Raw genomic sequence first — 18,566 nt, forward strand, 5'->3', positions numbered from 1 at the left:
ATCCCTCGTGGTGGTTACTGCTTGTGCGTAACCCCATGATGGGTGAGCATGGGCGAAGGCGTAAGGAGGCACATTCATGTCAGCCACGCACACCGGTGTGCCCGCCGCGGACCCGCTCGACCAGGACTGCCCGATCCGCGAGGTCCTCGACCGGGTCGGCGACAAGTGGAGCACCCTGATCGTCGTCCGGCTCGGGCAGCGCACCCACCGGTTCAACGAGCTGCACCGCGAGATCAACGGCATCAGCCAGCGGATGCTCACCCTCACCCTGCGCAACCTCGAACGCGACGGCCTGGTCAGCCGCACCGTCTACCCCACCGTGCCGGCGCGGGTCGACTACGAGCTCACCGACCTCGGCCGCACGCTGGTCCCCGCGATCATGGCGCTGCACGAATGGGCGGTGGCCCACCGCGACGACATCCGCCACGCGCGGGTACGCCACGACGAGGCCGCCACGTCCGGCGCTACCAGGGGATGACGCCCTCGTCGTTGAAGTAGCCGCCGGTCGGGCCGCCGTCGGGCAGGGTGGCCAGCCGGATGGCGATCGCGGCGCCCTGCGCGGGCGTACGCACCCCGCGGAAGCCGTTCAGGTCGGTGGCCACGAACCCCGGGCACCCCGCGTTGATCAGGATGTTGGTGTCGGCGAGCCGCTTGGCGTACTGGATCGTCACCGCATTGAGGAAGGTCTTCGACGGCGAGTAGGCCACCGCGATCGGCCCGATCTCCCCGCCGCCGCTCTGCAGGGTCAGCGAGCCGACGCTGCTCGACATGTTGACGATCCGGGGCGACGCCGAGCGGCGCAGCAGCGGCAGCATCGCGTTGGTGACCCGGATGACGCCGATGACGTTGGTCTCCACCGCCCGCCGGACGACGTCGAGGTCGGCCTCGATCGGGTCCTGCGGCATGCCACCGGTGATGCCGGCGTTGTTGACCAGCACATCCAGGCGGCCGTACGCCGTTTCGACCAGCTCGGCGGCCGCCCGTACGCTCTCGTCGTCCGTGACGTCGAGCGGCACGCCGAACGCGTCGGCGCCGCCCGCCCGCAGCTTCGCCACCGCCTCGTCCCGGCGGCCGCCGTCCCGGGCGCCGACCCCGACCCGCCAGCCCAGCGCGCCCAGCCCGGCCGCGACCTCGTACCCGATGCCCTTGTTCGCGCCGGTGACCAGCGCAATCGTGCTCTCACTCATGAATCGATCGTGTCCGGCGACCCCGGTGGGCGGCCAACACCGTTTGGGTGCCCGGCGATACCCCGCGGGTATCGTTGCGGCGTGGAGTCGCGGGAGCTGGAGTACTTCGTCGCGGTCGCCGAGGAGTTGCACTTCGGCCGGGCGGCCGAGCGGCTCGCCATGGCGCAGCCGCCGCTGTCCCGGGCGATCCAGCGGCTCGAGCGGCGCCTCGGCGTGACCCTGCTGGAGCGGTCCAGCCGCGCGGTCACGCTCACCGAGGCCGGTTCGGTGCTGCTGGCCGAGGGCCGGGCCGCGCTCGACGCGCTGGCCGCCGCCGACCGCCGGGCGCGCCGGGCCGGGGCGCGAAAACCGGGCGTCGTTCTGGTCACCAAGGCGGGGGCGTCCAGCGAATTGCTGGCCAAGATCCTTGACGCGTACGCGTCGGAGCCCGATGCCGCCGAGGTGGACGTGCTGTTGTGCGGGATCGCCGAGCAGGAGCGCACGCTGCGCGACGGTCGCGCCGATGTGGCCCTGCTGCACCGGCCGTACGACACGATCGCCGGCTTCGACTACGAGGAACTGCGCACCGAGGGCCAGGTCCTGGTGCTGCCGGCCGGCCACCCGCTCGCTTACCGGGGCGCGCTCTCGCTGGCCGAGGCCGCCGAGATCCCCGGACTGCCGCTGCCCCGCTGGCCGTACCGGGACGGGGGCTATCCGGACGGCCCGGGCCCCGCCGTACGGGATCACACGCAGTTGTTGCAGTTGATCTCGCTGGGCCGGGCTGCGGCGGTCCTGCCCGAATCCACCCGGGCGCAGCTGGGCTCCGACCTCACCACCGTCCCGGTCCCGGACGCCCCGCCGGTGACCACCGTGATCGCCTGGCCGCCGCAGACCCACTCGCGAGCCGTGGCCGGCCTGGTCCGGGCGGCCACCCGGCTCTGATCGACCGATATGCGGCGGCCGATCCCGGCGCGAGACTGGGGTCATGGGTGACCAACCGCTCTCCGACGCCGATTTCGCGTACCTGAGGTTCGTGGAGTTCGGCGAGCTGCCGGCCCGGGTCCGGCCGGAGGATTACGTCGAGATGGTCGAGACCGAGCCGAAGCGCGACCGGCCGGAACCGGCCGGCAGCCTGGAGCAGGCCCGGGCGACCCAGCTGGGCGCCGGCTGACCCGCCTAACTCGCGAGCTCGGCCAGGATCGCCCGGGCGGCTCGCCGGGCGGCGGCGACCACGGCCTCGTCGTCGATGCCGGTGGCCGGGGCGGCCTGGACCGCGGCGTTGATGCTGAGCACCGCCATCCGCAGCAGCATGACGTTCGGCGGGGACGGGTCGGGCAGCAGGGCGGTCAGCTCGCCGGCGAGCTGGTTGAGGCTGGCCCCGATCCGGTCGCCGCCCGCCTCGCCGGTCAGGGTGCGGGTGATGAGCGGGTTGGCGTTCATGAACCGGATGCCCTGCAGCTTCTCGGCGGTGAAGGAGTCCACCCAGCGCAGCACCGCCACGGTGAGCCCGTCCGGGGTGCGGGGCTGCTCGCGTACCCAGGTCAGCAGTTGTTCGGCCTCCCGGCCGCGCTCCCCGAGCAGCGACCGCAGGATCGCCTCCTTGCTGTCGAAGTGGTAGTAGAGCGAGGCCTTGTTGATGCCGAGCTCGTCGGCGATCTGCCGCAGCGACGTCGCCTCGTAGCCCTGCTCGGTGAACAGCCGCAGCGCCGTCCGGCGGGCCAGCGCCCGCGTCTCCGCCCCGTCGCGACGGTGTCGGGTGGTCATGCCGAACAGTCTACCTAACGGCCGGTTGGCAACCTACCCACCGTTAGGTAGGCTGAGGGCATGAGCGAGTACACCGTGGTTCGCGACTACCCGTATCCCGTGGCCGAGGTCTGGCACGTCCTCACCGACCCCGAGCAGGTCGCACGGTGGACGACCACCGGGCGGGGCGGGCGCCCGGAGGGCTTCGCACCCGTGCCGGGCACCACCTTCCGGTTCGTCGGCAAGCCGACCATCGGCTGGGACGGCATCGTCCACTGCGAAGTGATCTCCGTTACCGCCCCGCACCAGATGCACTACACGTGGGACGCCGACACCGACGTGACCTACCTGCTCGAGGAGATCCCCGGCGGCACCCGTTTCACCTGGAGGCACACCGGATTCACCGGCCCCGGCGGCTTCGCGATGTCAAGACTGCTCGGCTCCGTCCGCCGGAAGATGCTGACCGAGGGCCTCCCGCCCGTCCTGGAGACCTACCACCGCCTCCATCAGGCCGGCGCGTAGGACAGATCGCGTCGGGGTTGCGCCGGGGGAGGTTGTCGGGGCACCATCGTCGCGGCCAGGCCTGCAAGATCCGTACGGTCACGGCACGGATCGAGGGGGCCATGCTGCACTACCTGATGCCACTGATCTCGTCGCCGTGGCTCTATGTCATCGTGTTCGTGCTGGTGGCGGTCGACGGCTTCGTTCCGGTCGCCATGTCGGAAGCCGTCATCATCGGGCTCGGGGCCATCTCGGCGACCGGCTCCCCCAGCCTCGCCCTCCTGGCCGGGGCCGCCGTCGCGGGTGGCGTGGCCGGCGACCGGATGTCGTACTACGTCGGCGGCAAGGCGAGCACCCGGTTCAAGCGCGGCAGGCTCGCGGCGGCCATCGCGAGGGCCGAGGAGACCCTGCTGCGGCAGGGCAGCGTCGCGTTGGTGATCGGGCGGTTCATCCCGTACGGGCGCACCGCCGTCACCCTCACCGCCGGCTCGGTCCGGCTGCCGTTGAGTCCGTTCTACCTGGGCAGCGTCGTCTCGAACGTGCTGTGGGCCGGGTACTCGATCGGCCTGGGCCGGCTGGGCGGCGTGGCCTTCGCCGACTCGCCGATCCTGGCCGCCGCCTTCGGCATCGCGCTCGGCTTCCTCCTCGCCGGCCTGCACAGCGTCGCCAAGCGGGTCGCCAAGCGCCTGCGCCCCCGGTTGATCGCGGCGGTGGCCCGCTTCCGTACGGCCGAAAGCAGCCCGCCGTGGATGGAGGAAGTGAAAGACCTGCCGTGACCATTCGGATGGTGGCGAGTTAGTCGGACAACCGACCCCGCACGACGGACACCGCCGATCAAGGCCGCCGCGCCACCGCGGGTCGGGGATCATGAACGGCCACACTGTCGTCATCGCCTGACGATCCGAGGAGACACCGGTGCCAGCAGGAACAACAGTCGCGCGTCTGGTGGACGAGTTCGTCGCCACGTTGAACCAGCACGGCATCGCCATCGACCGGCGCACGGTGGAGCAGGAGATGCACGACCGGATCGCGGACATCGCCGAGCGGCTCGGCACCTCCCCGGAGGCGGTCCTGCGCGAGCACGCCGGCCGGGGCTGGGGACACCAGATGGCCTCCGGCGTGCTGGCCCAGATCCGGAGCGATCGCCTGCTCCCGGAGGCCCCGATCGTGAGCTAAGGGGAGTGGGCGATCCGGGTCAGCTGCGGCCAGAGCAGCACCACGAAGACGGCCGAGCCGACGAACGCGAACCAGAACGGCGCCGTCACCCCGAAGTGGGTGGCCAGTGCGCCGCCGATCGCCGACCCGGCCACCAGGCCGCCGAAGACGCAGATGGTGTTCACACTGGTCACCCGGCCCTGCAGGTGCTCGGGGACGGCCCGCTGCCGCACGGTGATCGACGTCGTGCCCCAGATGAAGGCGTGCGCCCCGAACACGAAGAAGATCGCCAGCGCGACCGCCGGCGACGTGGTCAGCGCGAGGGCTCCGTGGGTCAGTGTCTCGATGATCAGGCCGGCCCGCATCACGTTGCCGAGGCTGACCCGGGCGGTGATCCAGCCGTACAGCCCGGTGCCGAGCAGGCCGCCGACCGCCGACACCGTGGTGAGCAGGCCGAAGCCGATCGCGCCCAGCCCGAGCCGGTCCGACGCGTACAGCACCAGGACGGACCAGGCCGCGCCGAAGGTGACATTGAAGATCAAAATCGTCAGGACGAGCGTACGTACGGCCGCATGCCGCACCGTCCACCCGAAGCCTTCCCGGATGTCCCGGAGAGCGGTGCCGCGCTCCACCACGCGAGAGGCTGGGGCCCGCACCTTCGCCACCAGCAGCACCCCGGCGGCGACCAGCACCGCCTGGGCCAGGAACGGCCAGGAGCGGGCGGCCGCGAACAGCGCGGCCCCGATCGGCGGCCCGGCCAGCTGGTTGAGCGACAGGAAGCCGAACTGCAGCCGCGCGTTGGCGAGCGCCAGGTCGTCCCGCCCGACCAGCATCGGGGTCAGCGTCGCCGCCGTGTTGTCGGCGAACACCTCGGCGGTGGACAGCAGCCCCAGCGCGAGCAGCGCCCCGGCCACCGGCAGGCGCCCGGTCGCCAGCGCCACCACCAGCACGGCCAGCACCACCGCGCGGCTGCCGTCGGCGAGCATGACGATGCGCCGCCGGTCGTGCCGGTCGGAGAGCACGCCCGCCCACAGGCCGAACAGCAGCGGCGGAAGCCAGCGCAGCAGGGCGGCCAGCGAGATCAGCAACGGGTCGCCGGTCAGCGAGGCGACCAGCAGCGGGCCGGCCGCGATCTCGATGCCGTCGCCGAGATTGGTGATCCACGAGGAGGCCAGCAGCCAGCGGAACGAGCTGCCCAGCCGGGCCGGCACCACACGTTCCGCGACTGCGAGCACCGCGAGACTGTACTGATCGGGGTGCCGGCCCCGCGACGCAATTACCGGGACGGTTTGAAGTAGTGGGCCGTCATGTAGGCGACGACGTCGGTGCCGATCTTCGCGCCCTGGACGTCGGCCGTCCGGGTGTGGATGCCACCCCAGATCCGCGCCTCGATCACCTCGGCTAGCGCCTGCGAGAAGCTCGTGAAGTGCCGGGTCGCGCCGGCGTCGGCGCTGTACGCGCTGAACGTCATCCGGTCGGTGCGGTAGAAGTACCGGAGCGCGCCCATGGTCGCCGCCGTGAAGCAGGTGTGCCCGGAGGTGTAGTCCGGGTGCGGCGGCGTGACGAGCAGCGGCATCCAGGCCGGGTCGGCCACCGTCGCCGGGTTGCCGTCGGTGTCGGCCAGCTGGATCGCCGTCACCGGCCGCCAGCGCATCCACGCCTCCTTCTCGTTGAAGCAGGCGATGCCCGCGTCGGCCGCGGCCAGGTCGGCCATCGCGAACATGCGCGCCGCCTGCAGCGTGTTCAGGTGCCGGTCGACCGCGATCTGGCGCTTGATCTCCCACTCGGACAGGCGCCGGTCCTGCCACCAGATCGCCGCCTGGGTCTGGTCCGCGGTACGGAGGGTGCTGTTCACCCCGCCGATGGCCGCCACCTCGTTGATGTCCTTGGCGTACTGCGCGCTGGTCAGCGCCGGCGGCCCGGCGGTCCGGAACATCGACGCGCTCGGAATCAGGAACGGCTTGACGTGGCCGACCACCGCGCCGTCCGAGGCGTACGCCGGCGGCGTCGGGCGCCACTGCCCGGGCTGGGTGCCGACGGTCCAGGTCTGCGTGCCGTCCGAGCCGTCGCCGGTCCGCGCCGCGATCATGGCGGCCGCGGCGCTCCCGCCCACCCGGATCCCGCCGGTCTTGGCCCGCCCGTCCGGGATCGTGGCCAGGAAGCTGGTGTACTGCGCCTGCACCGCCGCCTGCTGCTGCGGGAACAACCAGGTCAGGGTCCGGTACGCCGCGGTCGCCACGGCGGCGTCCACGGACTCGCGGCCGTCGGCCCGCGGCGCGATCAGATAGGGCTGGTACGGCCGGCCGGCGATCGCGTTCACCGCGTCGTAGATGGCGCCGTGCACGATCGCGAAGCTGCGCCCCTGGTACTGCGGTTGCTGGTGCGCCACGTCCCAGATCGCCGTCTGCGCGTTGAGGTCCCACACGATCACGGAGTTCGGCCCCCGGTCGGCGGCGGCCGCCGCGATCGGCGTCGCGGGCAGGACGTACGAGGTGAGCGCGGCCGCCACGGCGAGCCCGGCGAGGACGCGCTTCCGCTGATGACTGGCCATCGGTCTGATCCCCCAATCGATCCGACATCCATCCATGGGCATCAAACCATGCGGCAGACATCAACAGTGTCCCGGTAATGCGCTTGCGGGCTCTCCGCATCATGGAGTCCAACGGCATCACTGACGGGGAGAACAATGCGTGCGAATCGATTCCTGGCCGGCGGCCTCGCCGGTGTCACGGCCCTCGCGGTCGTCGCCGGGTGCGCCGACACGATCAAGCAGGTCGAGCCCAAGCTGGCGCTGCGCGACGCCGCCCAGCAGCTCGGCACGCAGAAGCAGGGCGGTTTCGCCGTCAAACTGACCGGCAACGTCGACGACCTGATCGCCGCCGCGAAGAAGGACCCGGACTTCTCGGCCGACGACACCGACTCGATCAAGTCGATCTTCAATTCCACCGTCACGGTCGCGTACGACCAGGACGCCAAGGCGACCGCGGTGACCGCCACCATCGCCGGCGTGCCCGGCACCGAGCTGCGCGTCGTCGACCAGACCCTGTACGTGAAGGCGCCGGTCGACGAGCTGGTCAAGAAGTTCGGCGCCACCGGCGGGACCGCCGACCTCGACGAGCTCAAGAAGCAGGATGCCGGGCTCGGCGCGTTCTTCGCCGGCGGCTGGGTCTCGCTGGACCTGAAGAGCCTGCCGAAGGACGGCGGGCTGCCGGTCCAGCACGCGACGAACGAGAAGGCCGCGGCCGAGGTGAAGAAGAGCGCCCAGAACCTGATGGACGGCGCCACCGTGACCCGCGACCCCAAGGACGCCGACCACCTGATCGTCACCACCTCGACCACCAAGGCGTATTCGGAGTTCAAGCGCCTGGTCACGGCCGTCGCCGGGGACAAGAAGGCGTTCGCCGACGCGTTCCCGGCCTCGCCGAAGGACCGGCCGATCGTGCTGGACCTGTGGCTGGACAAGGGCAAGCTGACCGCTGCCGAGATCAACGTCCTGCAGTTCGTGGACGGCGCGACCGGCCGGGTCGCGGTCCGGCTCGAGCTGATCCCGGGCGGCCCGATCGCGGTCCCGGCGGGCGCCACCAAGATCGACCCGACGGCGCTGCAGGGCCTGACCGGCGGAATGACCGGGCCGGCCGGTTCGAACGCGGTCGCCATGGCACAGGCGCTGGGCTACCAGGTCCTCTCCGTCACCGCGGAGGAGGGCGGCAAGCCGGCCGGCCACCTCAAGGAGGTCGTCGGTCAGGTGAGCGGCGGCCCGTTCAAGGCCCGGGTGGTGCGCAGCGGCGTCGCCGAGGTCACGGTCAGCGGCCAGAAGGCGTGCCTGACCCTGCCGGCCACCACGCACGGCACGCCGAAGGTGGCCCAGGGCGCCTGCTGAGCGGGAATCACCCCGGCACCGGCGAGGTTGGTGCCGGGGTGACCAAGAAGATCGGGTTCCTGTCGTTCGGGCACTGGCGCAACGTGGCCGGCTCGCAGACGCGTACCGCGGCCGACTCGCTGCTGCAGACCATCGAGCTGGCCGAGGCGGCCGAGGAGCTGGGCGTCGACGGCGCGTTCGTCCGGGTGCACCACTTCGAGCGGCAGCTGGCCTCGCCGTTCCCGCTGCTCTCGGCGATCGCCGCCCGCACCCGGCGGATCGAGATCGGCACCGGCGTGATCGACATGCGCTACGAGAACCCGCTCTACATGGCCGAGGAGGCGGCGGCCGCCGACCTGATCAGCGGCGGCCGGCTCCAGCTCGGGGTGAGCCGCGGGTCGCCGGAGACGGTGCTGAACGGGGCGTACACCTTCGGTTATGTTCCCCCGGAGGGCAAGACCGCCGCCGACCTGGCCCGGGAGAAGACCGCGATCTTCCTGCAGGCGATCGAGGGCGCCGCGGTGGCCCGCACCGACCCGGCCCGCACCGGGGTCAGCGGGGGCCTCGCCATCCAGCCCCAGTCCCCCGGCCTGCGCGAGCGGATCTGGTGGGGCGCCGGCACCCGGCAGACCGCCCAGTGGGCCGCCGCGCAGGGGATGAACCTGCAGAGCTCGACCCTGCTGTCCGAGGACACCGGGGTGCCGTTCGACCAGCTGCAGGCCGAGCAGATCCGGCTCTACCACCAGGCGTGGAAGGAGGCCGGGCAGGAGCGCGAGCCGCGGGTCTCGATCTCCCGCAGCGTGCTGCCGATCACCGAGGAGATCGACCGGATCTACTTCGGCGACCAGGAGAACGAGGACCAGGTCGGCCTGCTCGAGGGGGTGCGTTCGAGATTCGGCCGTACGTACGCGGGCGAGCCCGACCGCATCGCCGCCGAACTCGCCGCGGACGAGGCGGTCCGGGCCGCCGACACCGTCCTGTTCACGGTCCCGAACCAGCTGGGCGTCGCCTACAACGCCCGCATCCTGGAGACCATCGTCAAACACATCGCCCCGGCGTTCGGCTGGCACACCGATCGCTCCTGACCGGCGGAACGAGCCCGCGCGCCCGGCCGTCGAAGAGGCATGCCAAAAACACTTTCCGTGATCGGCCTCGGTCTGATCGGAGCACTCACCGCCTGCGCGACCCCGGCGACGGCCACCGACCCGCCGGGGGTGGCCGTCGCGGCGACCCAGCGGCCCTGCGGCACCCACGTCGTCGCCGACGAATCGGCCAACGGCTCGACGGTGTGCGTCGCCGCGAGCAGCGACGTCACCATCATGCTGAAGACGGCCGGCGACTCGTCGTGGTCGTCGCCCACTGCGACCGGCCACGTCCTCGGCCCGGCGATGCCGCTGCCCACCCCGTACGGCCTGGTCGGATGGCAGTTCCGGACGATCGCCGCCGGCCAGGCCGAGATCAGGACGGCCCGGCCGGGCGTTCTCTACCAGCTGTACGTCACGGTGCGGTAAGAGCTCGGCCGGATCCCCGCCGGCCATCGCCGAACGCATCGATCGGTGTGGGTTTGCCGACACTTCCGCGGATCGTGCCCGGGTGCGCCGGTGTGCCATCGTATTCCTGGAATACGCGGGGGCGCGAAATGTTGCGAATCTACTTCACGCCGGCGGATCTCGGGCGGATCCGGTTCGCCGAGGGGCCGGACCCGATGTGGGAGATCCTGCTCAGCCTGCACGCGCTGGGCACGCCGCAGACGCGGGCGGCGTATCGGTGGTGGTGGGCGGGGCTGCGCGGTTCGGCGTACGTGCCGGCTCCGATCCTGCGGACGCTGGCGCCGCCGCGGGGCTACTCACCCGACTTCCTCACCCCGGGCGCCGGGATCAGCGACCTGGCCGAGGGGATCGAGCTGGTGCGACGCACCGGACGGGACCGGCTGCACGCCGACCTGAGTCACCTGGCCGCCGCGCGCCGGTTGCCGCGCTGGGCCGGCCGGCTCGCGTCCGGCGACCCGGAGCTGACCGGGGTGCTGGCCGCCGCGCTGGAGGCGCACTTCCGGGTCGCGCTGCGGCCGTACTGGCGGGACGTGCGCGCCGCGGTGGCGGCCGATCGGGAGATGCGCGGCCGGACGCTGCTGGCCGCCGGTGCGGACGGCCTGCTCGCCACGCTGCATCCCACCGCTCGATGGCGGCCGCCGGTGCTCGAGGTGCGGTACCCGCTGGACCAGGATCTGCATCTCGGCGGGCGCGGCCTGCTGCTGCAACCGTCGGTGTTCTGCTGGCAGGCGCCGATCACCGTACGCGACCCGGCCCTGACCCCGGTGCTGGTCTACCCGGCGGCGCACCGGCCGCGGCTGTTCGCGCTCGATCACCAGGCGGCCACCACCGGGCCGTTGACGGCGCTGCTCGGGCGTACCCGGGCGGCGACGCTGGACGCGGTCAGCGGCGGCCCGACGACCGGCGACCTGGCGCGGCTGCTGGGGGTGTCCGCGGCCTCCGCCAGCCAGCAGGCGACGGTGCTGCGCAACGCCGGGTTGATCGTCAGCGACCGGGACCGCAACACCGTCCGGCACACCCTCACCGACCTCGGCCGCCGCCTGCTCGAAGCGGCCGATCCGGGGCCGGCCCGGCCCCGCGTCGACTGACCGCCGCGCGGGTCATCCGGCGGACGGCGGGCCGACGGTGAACCTGTGCTCGCCGGCGGCCGGCACCTCGGCCGTGGTCGTCGCGGCGGCGCTGGCCGTCTCGACCATGGAAGCGAGCGCGGCTACCACCGCGCCGTGCGACATCTACGCCAACGGCGGCACCCGTGCGTCGCCGCGCACTCCACCACCCGGGCGCTGTTCGGCTCGTACAACGGCTCGCTCTACCAGGTGAAGCGCTGGTCCGACGGCAGCACCACGAACGTCGGCGTGCTCAGCGCCGGCGGGTACGCGAACGCCGCCACGCAGGACAAACTTCTGCTCGGGCACGTACTGCACGATCGTGCAGATCTACGACCAGACGTCGCGCCACAACGACCTGTCGATCGCCCCCGGCGGCGGCGCCAACCCCACCGCCGACCAGGGCGCGAACGCGGCGGCCCTGCCGGTCACCGCGGGCGGCCACAAGGTCTACGGCGTGTACATCTCGGCCGGCAACGGCTACCGGAACAACGCGACCAACGGCGTCGCCACCGGCAGTGCGGCCGAGGGCATGTACATGGTCACCGAGGGAACGCACGTCAACGACCGCTGCTGCTTCGATTACGGCAACGCCGAGACCAACAACAAGGACACCGGCAACGGTGACATGGACGCGATCAACTTCGGCACCGAGTGCTGGTTCTCGCCCTGTGCCGGCGGCCCGCGGGTGCAGGCCGACCTGGAGAACGGCCTGTTCGCCGGCGGCAACGGCGTGAACACCGCCAACACCGGCCGGAGCAGCGCCTTCGTGACGGCGGTCCTGAAGAACAACGGCACCTCGACGTACGCGATCAAGGACGGCAACGCGCAGTCCGGCGGGCTCAGCACCCGGTACAACGGGTCGCTGCCCACGCAGGGTGGCTATCTCCCGATGACCAAGCAGGGCGCGATCATCCTGGGCATCGGCGGCGACAACAGCAACGGCTCGGTCGGCTCGTTCTTCGAGGGCGTGATGACCAGCGGCTACCCGTCGGACGCCACGGAGGACTCGGTCCAGGCGAACATCGTCGCGGCCGGCTACTCGAAGAGCGTCACCTTCCCGGTGAGCGGCTCGTCGTACCGGCTGACCAACCTGCACAGCGGCAAGGTCCTCGACGCGATCAACTGCGGCACCGCCAACGGCACCAAGGTCCAGCTGTGGATGTGGCTCAACAACCCGTGCCAGCTCTGGTCCTTCTCCGCATAGGACACACTGCCGGTTCTCTATAGGTATCGGCCGGACGCGACAATGCCACACCGTCCGTTCGGCCGATCCCTTTTGGGGCCAAGCACCGACGAGCGCATAAAGAGACCCCCAAACCTTCTTCGGCCGTACGCCCGGACGTAGCGTCCCCGGAATGCTGGTGACCGAACTCGCTCTCGTGGCGGAGACCGCCCACATCTCCCACTCGCAGCTCACCCGGGTGTCCGCGGCCCTGCAGAAACAGGCGATCCGCGACTTCGGCCCGATCTGGTCGGTGAACGCGACCGTCGACGCGTTCGCCTCGCTGGACGACGTGCCGATCGGGTACTGGCCGATCATCGTGAAGGACGACATCGGCCAGCCGGGCGCCGCGGGCGTGCACCTCGACGAGAACGGCCAGCCGTACTCGCTGGTCGAGTACAGCAGGTCCTGGTCGCTGACCGCGAGCCACGAGGCCCTGGAGATGCTGGCCGACCCGTTCGGCAACCGCCTGATCGCCGGCGATTCGCCGGAGCAGGGGCAGGGCCGGGTGGAGTTCCTGGTCGAGGTGGCCGACCCGGTGGAGGACGCGCAGTTCGCCTACAAGGTCAACGGCGTGCTGGTCTCCGACTTCATCACCCCGAACTTCTACGATCCGGTGGCCTCGGCCGGCGTGCGCTACTCGTTCGGCGGCAACCTCGACGGGCCGCGCAAGCTCGCCCAGGGCGGGTACATCAGCTGGCACAATCCGGACGGCGACCACTGGTTCCAGGAGATCTGGTTCGACGCCGAGCCGGAGTTCCGCGACCTCGGCAAGCTCACCAGCCGGGTGGGCAGCCTGCGCGAGGCGATCGACGCCCGCACCGGCACGCTGCCCCGGCTCACCCGCACCGTCCCGGATTCGCCGGCGTTCGCCGCCGTGCTCCAGGCCGCCGGCCAGGTCAAGGCGGCCACCTCGTCCCGCGCCGACAGCCTCCGGCGCCAGATCGAGGCCCTCCGCACCGGCACCGCACCCACCGTCGAGTGGGTCGACCCCGGCTGACCCCCATCAACGCGAAATCGCCACATAGTCGCCAGAAAGATTCTCTCCGTTTCGGACGGTGATCGACTGTCTCGATAAGAATCGAACGCGACGAATGCCGGTCGCCCTTCGTTCCAGCATCGTTCAACTCACGGTGCATGCCCTCGTCAGGCAAATCCTCCTACGTTTCGTAGGGACTGACGAAAGAGGGATCGATGGAACGGCCGCGCGCGGTGCGAGCTCGCCGGATCACCAAGTGCTTCGGCGAGGTGGTCGCGCTCGACGAGATTGATCTCGATGTGGCACCGGGCCAGATCCATGGCCTGGTGGGGCCGAACGGGGCCGGCAAGACGACGCTGCTCGGGTTGCTGCTGGGCCTGGCGGTCGCCGACAGCGGCCAGTTGGAGATCCTGGGCACCCCGATCCGGCGGGCGCTGGACGCCCCGGACGGGGTGGCCGGCTTCGTGGACGGTCCCGGCCTCTACCCGTCGCTGACCGCCCGGCAGAACCTCGCCGCGCTGGCCCGGCTGCGCGGCCTCGACCCGCGCGGCGCCGGCCTCGACGAGGCGCTCGACCAGGTCGGGCTCACCGACGTCGCGGACGACCGGACCGGCGGCTTCTCGCTCGGCATGCGGCAGCGGCTCGGCCTGGCCGCGGCGCTGCTCACCCGGCCGCGGCTGCTGATCCTGGACGAGCCGTCGAACGGGCTCGACCCGGTCGGCGCCCGGCACGTGCACCGGGTGCTCACCGGGCTGGCCGCCGACGGCGCCGCCATCGTGCTCTCCAGCCATCGGATGGACGACGTCGAGGCGCTCTGCTCCGAGGTCACCATCGTGGCCACCGGGCGGGTCGTCTTCTCCGGGCCGCTGAGCAAGCTGGCCGCCGAGAACCGGGAGCTGGACTACCGGCTGCGCACCTCCGACCCGGCCCGGGCGCGCGCCCTCGCCGCGGAATCGCCCGGCATCACGGTCGTCGAGGACGAGGTGGTGCGCGGCCTGGTTCCGGCCATGGACGAGCTGGTGGCCCGGCTCGTACGGGAGAACATCGCGCTGCGCGAGCTCTCGCCGGTGGTCTCGCCGCTGGAAGCGGCGTTCCTGAATCTCACGGAGGAAAAGTGACCGCGGCTACCCTGGCGCGGCCTACGCCGCTCTCCCGTGGGCTGCGCTTCGAGCTGGTGAAGCTGGTCTCGCAGTGGCGGATCCGGCTGGTGGTGCTCGCCTGCTGGGTGGCGCCCGGCCTGTTCGTGGCGGCGGTCAGCCAGCAGAGCACGCTGCCGGTCGACACGCTGTTCGGCCGGTGGATGCACGCGACCGGCTGGGCCGGCCCGCTGGTCCTGCTGGGCTTCGCCGGCACCTGGGCGCTGCCGCTGCTCACCTCGCTGGTGGCCGGCGACGTGTTCGCCGCGGAGGACCGGCTCGGCACCTGGCGGCACCTGCTGGTGGCGGTCCGCTCGCCGCGGCGCATCTTCGTCGCCAAGTCCCTGGGTGCCCTGAGCGTGCTTGTGCTGATGGTGGCCGGGCTGGTCTTCTCCAGCTCGCTCGGCGGCGTGCTCGCGGTCGGCGACCGGCCACTGGTCGGACTGGACGGGCACCAGCTCAGCGCCGGGGAGGCCGCCGCGCGGGTGTTGCTGGCCTGGGCCTGCGTGCTGGCGCCGACGCTGGCGCTGGCCGCGATCGGGCTGCTCGGCTCGGTCCTGCTCGGCAAGTCGCCGATGGGGCTGCTGCTGCCGGCCGTGGTCGCGCTGGCCCTGCAGCTCGCCCAGATGCTGCCGATCCCGGTCCCGGTGCGGCTGGCCCTGCCCGGGTACGCCTTCATCTCCTGGAACGGGCTGTTCACCAGCCCGGCGCAGTGGGGGCCGCTGCTGATCGGGATCGCGGTGAGCCTGCTGTGGGCGATCGTGGCGACCGCCCTCGCGTACGTCCTGTTCCTGCGGCGCGATTTCACCAGCCTGGCCACCGACGGCACCGGGAGGCGGGCGCTGTTTCTCGGCGTACTCCCGCTGGTTGTTCTTCTGGTTCTGTCGGTTGTGGTGATCCGGACGGCGACCGGCGTCAGCGGCTCGGGCATCGGGCAGGAGAAGGTGCAGCGCTCGGTCGCCACCGCGTTCGCCCACCTCTACCGCCTGCAGACCGGCCAGCTGAACCGGCCGGACGTCACCGAGGCGCAACTGGCCACCACCGCCGACTGCAACAAGGGCGGCGGCCGGCGCGACCCCGAGGGCGCGGGGAACGACTGGCGCTGCGTCGTCACCTGGCACCTCCCCGGCACCACGGCCACCGGGCAGGCCATCTACCAGCTCGATCTGACCCCGGACGGGCGGTTCATGGCCGACGGCGACGGGCCGAAAGAGGTCAACGGCTACTTCCTCGTGCACACCCCGACCGGGGATGCGCCGAATCCGCTCTGGCAGTTCGACGGCACTGTCGACCTGCTTTCCACCACGCCGAAGGGATAGGACGATGCAGGTAACTCGCCGCCGGCGAGCACCCCGACATGTCGTAAAGAGGCGACTTTTCCTGGCGACGGCCGGCACCACGACCGTGGTGGTGGCGACCGGCGCGGGGGTCGCGTACGGAAGCACCTGGCAGTTCGGCACCGACCACGTCGGCGAGGTCACCGGGAAGGGTCAGGTCGTCTCCGCCGACCAGTACATCGACCCGGTGGGCGGGCGTCTCGTCATCAACAACGGCAAGATCATGTCGTCGAGCGTGAGCCCGGACGGCAGCCACCTGGCCGCCACCATCACCGACGGTGGCGAGGCACTGGCCATCGTGGACCTGAAGTCGTGGAAGGTCCAGCAGCTGGTCGGCAACAACGCCGCGGCCGATCTGAAGATCAGCGGCAACGACGTGGGCCAGGAAGGCCCGACCTACTCCCCCGACGGCAAGCAGCTGTGGCTCGGCCAGGCCAACGGCTACCGCAAGTTCGACGTGAACGCGGACGGCTCGCTCGCCAACCCCACGTTCATCACCATCCCGGCCGACGGCCCCAAGCAGGCACTGGCCGGCCAGGCCGTGTTCTCGGCCGACGGCGCCACCGTCTACTCCGCGGTGAACGGCCAGAACAAGGTGGTCGCGATCGACGCGGCGACCGGCACGGTCAAGCAGACCTGGCAGACCGGCAACGCGCCGCGGGACATGGTGCAGGTCGGCGGCAAGCTGTACGTGAGCAACGAGGGCGGCCGCACCGCGCGGACCGGGGACACGACGATCAACTCGTACAACACCCCGGTGCCCGCCTCGCCGGTGACCGGCGCCGTCACCACCGGCACGGTCAGCGTCATCGACCTGGCCCAGCCGGACGCCGCGGTCGGCAGCATCGGCGTCGGGCTGCACCCGACCGCGGTGTACGCCAAGGGCCGCACGGTCTTCGTCACCAACACGGCGACCAACAGCGTCTCGGTCATCGACACCCGCCGCGACAAGGTCGTGCAGACCATCGCCACCCAGCCGTGGCCGGAGGCGTCGGTCGGCTACGAGCCGAACGCCGTCACCCTGACCGACGACGGCCACCTGCTGGTCACGCTGGGCCGGGCCAACGCGGTCGCGGTCTACCGGTTCACCAGCGCGCTGGCGCCGGTCAGCTACCTCGGCCTGCTGCCCACCGACTACTTCCCGGCCGAGATCACCACGGTCGGCAAGCAGGTGCTGGTCTCCAACACCCGGGGCATCGACGCCCGCCGCCCGACCACGGCGGCCGGGCACAACACGCACGACACCACCTCCAGCCTGATCCGCTTCACGCTGCCCAGTGACCGGGTCATCCGGGCGCTGACGGCGAAGGTGTTCGCGGAGAACGGCTGGACGCCCGGGTCGGTGACCTACGGCGCCGGGTACGCGCGGCCGGTCCCGGTCCCGTCCCGGATCGGCGACCCGTCGACGATCAAGCACGTGTTCCTGGTCGTCAAGGAGAACCGCACGTACGACCAGATGTTCGGCGACGAGACCCGCGCCGACGGCGACCCGGCGGTGAACGAGTTCGGCGCGAACGTGACGCCGAACCAGCACCTCATGGAGCAGGAGTTCGGGCTCTTCGACAACACGTACGACATCGGCACCAACTCGGCCGAGGGGCACAACTGGCTGATGCAGGCCGACGACCCCGAGTACACCGAGTCCTCGGCCGGCGAGTACATCCGCAGCTACGACACCGAGGACGACGCGCTCGGCCACCAGAAGTCCGGCTTCATCTGGACCGGCGCGCAGGCCGCCGGCAAGTCGGTGCGGGACTTCGGCGAGTTCCACCAGTTCCTCACCAAGCCGGCCGGGGCGACCTGGCAGAACCTGTACTGCGACACGAAGAACATGGCCGCGACGGGCGCCGACACGGCGTACCCGCTGGTCTCCTCCTCGCCGATCCCGTCGCTGAACAACGTCTCGGTCCCCGGGTTCCCGAAGTTCGACACCTCGGTGCCGGACATCTACCGGTACGAGATCTGGAAGAAGGACTTCCTGAAGAACGGCCCGGCGAACCTGAACATGTTCTGGTTCTCCAGCGACCACACCGGCGGCCCGCCGAACGCCGCCGCCCAGGTCGCCGACAACGACCTCGCGGTCGGCAAGCTGGTCGACACCATCTCGCACAGCAAGTACTGGAAGGACTCCGCGATCTTCGTGGTCGAGGACGACTCCCAGGCGGGTCTCGACCACGTCGACGGCCACCGGGCGCCGATCCAGATCATCAGCCCGTACGCGAAGCGGGGGGTGGTGGACAGCCACTTCTACTCGCAGATCACGATGATCCGGACCATCGAGCAGATCCTCGGGATCCAGCCGATGAACCAGAAGGACAGCGCCGCCACCCCGATGGCCGCGGCGTTCACCTCGAAGCCCAACTACACGCCGTTCACCTCGGTGCCCAACCGCACCTCGCTCACCCTCGGCCTGTCCACCCTGCCGTCCTGCGGCGCGGACGTCCCGGCGGCCCAGGACCCGAACGCGGCGGCCGCTCCGACGGCCACCGTGCCGGCGAACGAGGCATCGGTGGCGGCGCAGTGGAGCACCTGGAAGGCGCAGCAGAAGCTGTCCGGGCAGGGCGCCCGCGCCGACTTCGCCAACCCGGCGCAGATGAACCACTTCACCTGGTACCAGAGCCACGACTGGAAGAAGCCGTACCCCGGTGAGAGCCAGATCGTGACTCCGGACAAGGTGCCGGGCGGCTTCATCCCGCCGGCCGAGTCCGACTGACGGCCAAGTCCGACTGAGGTTGGGCCAGCAACGCAACGGAGACCGGCCGGCTACGCGACAGCGATCAGCCGGCCGGTCCTCGCGTTCGAAGGTAGC

The 18,566-nt window shown here is 71.2% G+C and carries 19 protein-coding genes and 2 pseudogenes; 17 read left to right on the forward strand and 4 right to left on the reverse strand.

Annotation, left to right across the window (positions count from 1 at the left end):
- Nucleotides 1-76: 76 nt before the first annotated feature.
- Nucleotides 77-478 (forward strand): winged helix-turn-helix transcriptional regulator, encoded by a 402-nt coding sequence (locus tag IH26_RS0109690; RefSeq protein ID WP_030435803.1) that lies wholly within the window; start codon nt 77-79, stop codon nt 476-478.
- Here the strand turns inward: IH26_RS0109690 and IH26_RS0109695 are convergent.
- Nucleotides 465-1,187 carry an SDR family oxidoreductase gene (locus tag IH26_RS0109695; protein WP_030435804.1) on the reverse strand — a complete coding sequence of 241 codons (723 nt, stop codon included), beginning with the start codon at nt 1,185-1,187 and terminating at the stop codon, nt 465-467. The two genes, IH26_RS0109690 and IH26_RS0109695, sit on opposite strands and share 14 nt — an antisense overlap.
- 81 nt (nt 1,188-1,268) lie before the next feature.
- On the opposite strand from IH26_RS0109695, the gene IH26_RS0109700 reads away from it, so the two are divergent.
- Together IH26_RS0109700 and IH26_RS53375 are read left to right on the forward strand one after the other, a co-directional pair.
- Nucleotides 1,269-2,108 carry a LysR family transcriptional regulator gene (locus IH26_RS0109700; RefSeq protein ID WP_030435805.1) on the forward strand — a complete coding sequence of 280 codons (840 nt, stop codon included), beginning with the start codon at nt 1,269-1,271 and terminating at the stop codon, nt 2,106-2,108.
- A gap of 43 nt (nt 2,109-2,151) precedes the next feature.
- Nucleotides 2,152-2,337 carry a hypothetical protein gene (locus IH26_RS53375; protein ID WP_051807868.1) on the forward strand — a complete coding sequence of 62 codons (186 nt, stop codon included), beginning with the start codon at nt 2,152-2,154 and terminating at the stop codon, nt 2,335-2,337.
- Between the two features lie 5 nt (nt 2,338-2,342).
- On the opposite strand, the gene IH26_RS63865 is transcribed toward IH26_RS53375, so the two are convergent.
- Nucleotides 2,343-2,930, reverse strand: coding sequence for a TetR/AcrR family transcriptional regulator (locus tag IH26_RS63865; RefSeq protein ID WP_030435806.1), 588 nt, complete (start codon nt 2,928-2,930; stop codon nt 2,343-2,345).
- Nucleotides 2,931-2,990: 60 nt separating this feature from the next.
- On the opposite strand from IH26_RS63865, the gene IH26_RS0109715 reads away from it, so the two are divergent.
- The 3 genes from IH26_RS0109715 (at nt 2,991) to IH26_RS0109725 (ending at nt 4,586) form a co-directional block, all read left to right on the forward strand.
- Nucleotides 2,991-3,431 carry an SRPBCC family protein gene (locus tag IH26_RS0109715; RefSeq protein WP_030435807.1) on the forward strand — a complete coding sequence of 147 codons (441 nt, stop codon included), beginning with the start codon at nt 2,991-2,993 and terminating at the stop codon, nt 3,429-3,431.
- Nucleotides 3,432-3,532: 101 nt separating this feature from the next.
- Nucleotides 3,533-4,186 (forward strand): DedA family protein, encoded by a 654-nt coding sequence (locus IH26_RS0109720; RefSeq protein ID WP_051807870.1) that lies wholly within the window; start codon nt 3,533-3,535, stop codon nt 4,184-4,186.
- A gap of 139 nt (nt 4,187-4,325) precedes the next feature.
- Nucleotides 4,326-4,586 (forward strand): hypothetical protein, encoded by a 261-nt coding sequence (locus IH26_RS0109725; protein WP_157437139.1) that lies wholly within the window; start codon nt 4,326-4,328, stop codon nt 4,584-4,586.
- Here IH26_RS0109725 and IH26_RS0109730 read toward each other — a convergent pair.
- Both IH26_RS0109730 and IH26_RS0109735 read right to left on the reverse strand, forming a co-directional pair.
- Entirely contained in the window at nt 4,583-5,800 is a 1,218-nt protein-coding gene (locus IH26_RS0109730) for an MFS transporter (RefSeq protein ID WP_030435810.1), read from the reverse strand. The genes IH26_RS0109725 and IH26_RS0109730 overlap by 4 nt on opposite strands.
- Before the next feature lie 41 nt (nt 5,801-5,841).
- Nucleotides 5,842-7,116 carry a vanadium-dependent haloperoxidase gene (locus IH26_RS0109735; protein WP_030435811.1) on the reverse strand — a complete coding sequence of 425 codons (1,275 nt, stop codon included), beginning with the start codon at nt 7,114-7,116 and terminating at the stop codon, nt 5,842-5,844.
- A 135-nt stretch (nt 7,117-7,251) separates the two neighbouring features.
- On the opposite strand from IH26_RS0109735, the gene IH26_RS0109740 reads away from it, so the two are divergent.
- The 11 genes and pseudogenes from IH26_RS0109740 (at nt 7,252) to IH26_RS0109780 (ending at nt 18,470) form a co-directional block, all read left to right on the forward strand.
- The gene (locus IH26_RS0109740; RefSeq protein ID WP_030435812.1) at nt 7,252-8,445 is read left to right on the forward strand and encodes a hypothetical protein; all 1,194 of its coding nucleotides are present in this window, start codon (nt 7,252-7,254) and stop codon (nt 8,443-8,445) included.
- 38 nt (nt 8,446-8,483) lie between these two features.
- Nucleotides 8,484-9,509: an LLM class flavin-dependent oxidoreductase gene (locus IH26_RS0109745; RefSeq protein WP_030435813.1), complete on the forward strand. Its 1,026-nt coding sequence runs from the start codon at nt 8,484-8,486 to the stop codon at nt 9,507-9,509.
- A 57-nt stretch (nt 9,510-9,566) separates the two neighbouring features.
- The gene (locus IH26_RS0109750) at nt 9,567-9,935 is read left to right on the forward strand and encodes a hypothetical protein (protein ID WP_030435814.1); all 369 of its coding nucleotides are present in this window, start codon (nt 9,567-9,569) and stop codon (nt 9,933-9,935) included.
- A 128-nt stretch (nt 9,936-10,063) separates the two neighbouring features.
- Nucleotides 10,064-11,062 (forward strand): ArsR/SmtB family transcription factor, encoded by a 999-nt coding sequence (locus IH26_RS0109755; protein ID WP_034214469.1) that lies wholly within the window; start codon nt 10,064-10,066, stop codon nt 11,060-11,062.
- A 135-nt stretch (nt 11,063-11,197) separates the two neighbouring features.
- Nucleotides 11,198-11,302 (forward strand): annotated as a pseudogene (locus IH26_RS64195) (arabinofuranosidase catalytic domain-containing protein); the annotation flags it as partial.
- Nucleotides 11,303-11,375: 73 nt separating this feature from the next.
- Nucleotides 11,376-12,113: pseudogene (locus IH26_RS53380) on the forward strand (arabinofuranosidase catalytic domain-containing protein); the annotation flags it as partial.
- Nucleotides 12,114-12,143: 30 nt separating this feature from the next.
- On the forward strand, nt 12,144-12,287 hold the full coding sequence (locus IH26_RS64200) for an RICIN domain-containing protein (protein ID WP_342668260.1): 144 nt from the start codon (nt 12,144-12,146) through the stop codon (nt 12,285-12,287).
- Nucleotides 12,288-12,438: 151 nt separating this feature from the next.
- On the forward strand, nt 12,439-13,305 hold the full coding sequence (locus IH26_RS0109765; RefSeq protein ID WP_030435816.1) for a hypothetical protein: 867 nt from the start codon (nt 12,439-12,441) through the stop codon (nt 13,303-13,305).
- 194 nt (nt 13,306-13,499) lie between these two features.
- The gene (locus IH26_RS0109770) at nt 13,500-14,402 is read left to right on the forward strand and encodes an ABC transporter ATP-binding protein (RefSeq protein WP_030435817.1); all 903 of its coding nucleotides are present in this window, start codon (nt 13,500-13,502) and stop codon (nt 14,400-14,402) included.
- Nucleotides 14,399-15,739, forward strand: a complete 1,341-nt coding sequence (locus IH26_RS0109775) for an ABC transporter permease (protein ID WP_030435818.1) — start codon at nt 14,399-14,401, stop codon at nt 15,737-15,739. The genes IH26_RS0109770 and IH26_RS0109775 overlap by 4 nt, the downstream gene beginning before the upstream one ends.
- Nucleotides 15,740-15,743: 4 nt before the next feature.
- Complete coding sequence (locus tag IH26_RS0109780) at nt 15,744-18,470, forward strand: bifunctional YncE/alkaline phosphatase family protein (protein ID WP_030435819.1); 2,727 nt, start codon at nt 15,744-15,746, stop codon at nt 18,468-18,470.
- The last annotated feature ends 96 nt before the right edge of the window (nt 18,471-18,566 follow it).

Source organism: Actinoplanes subtropicus, assembly GCF_000721705.1.
Lineage (GTDB): Bacteria > Actinomycetota > Actinomycetes > Mycobacteriales > Micromonosporaceae > Actinoplanes > Actinoplanes subtropicus.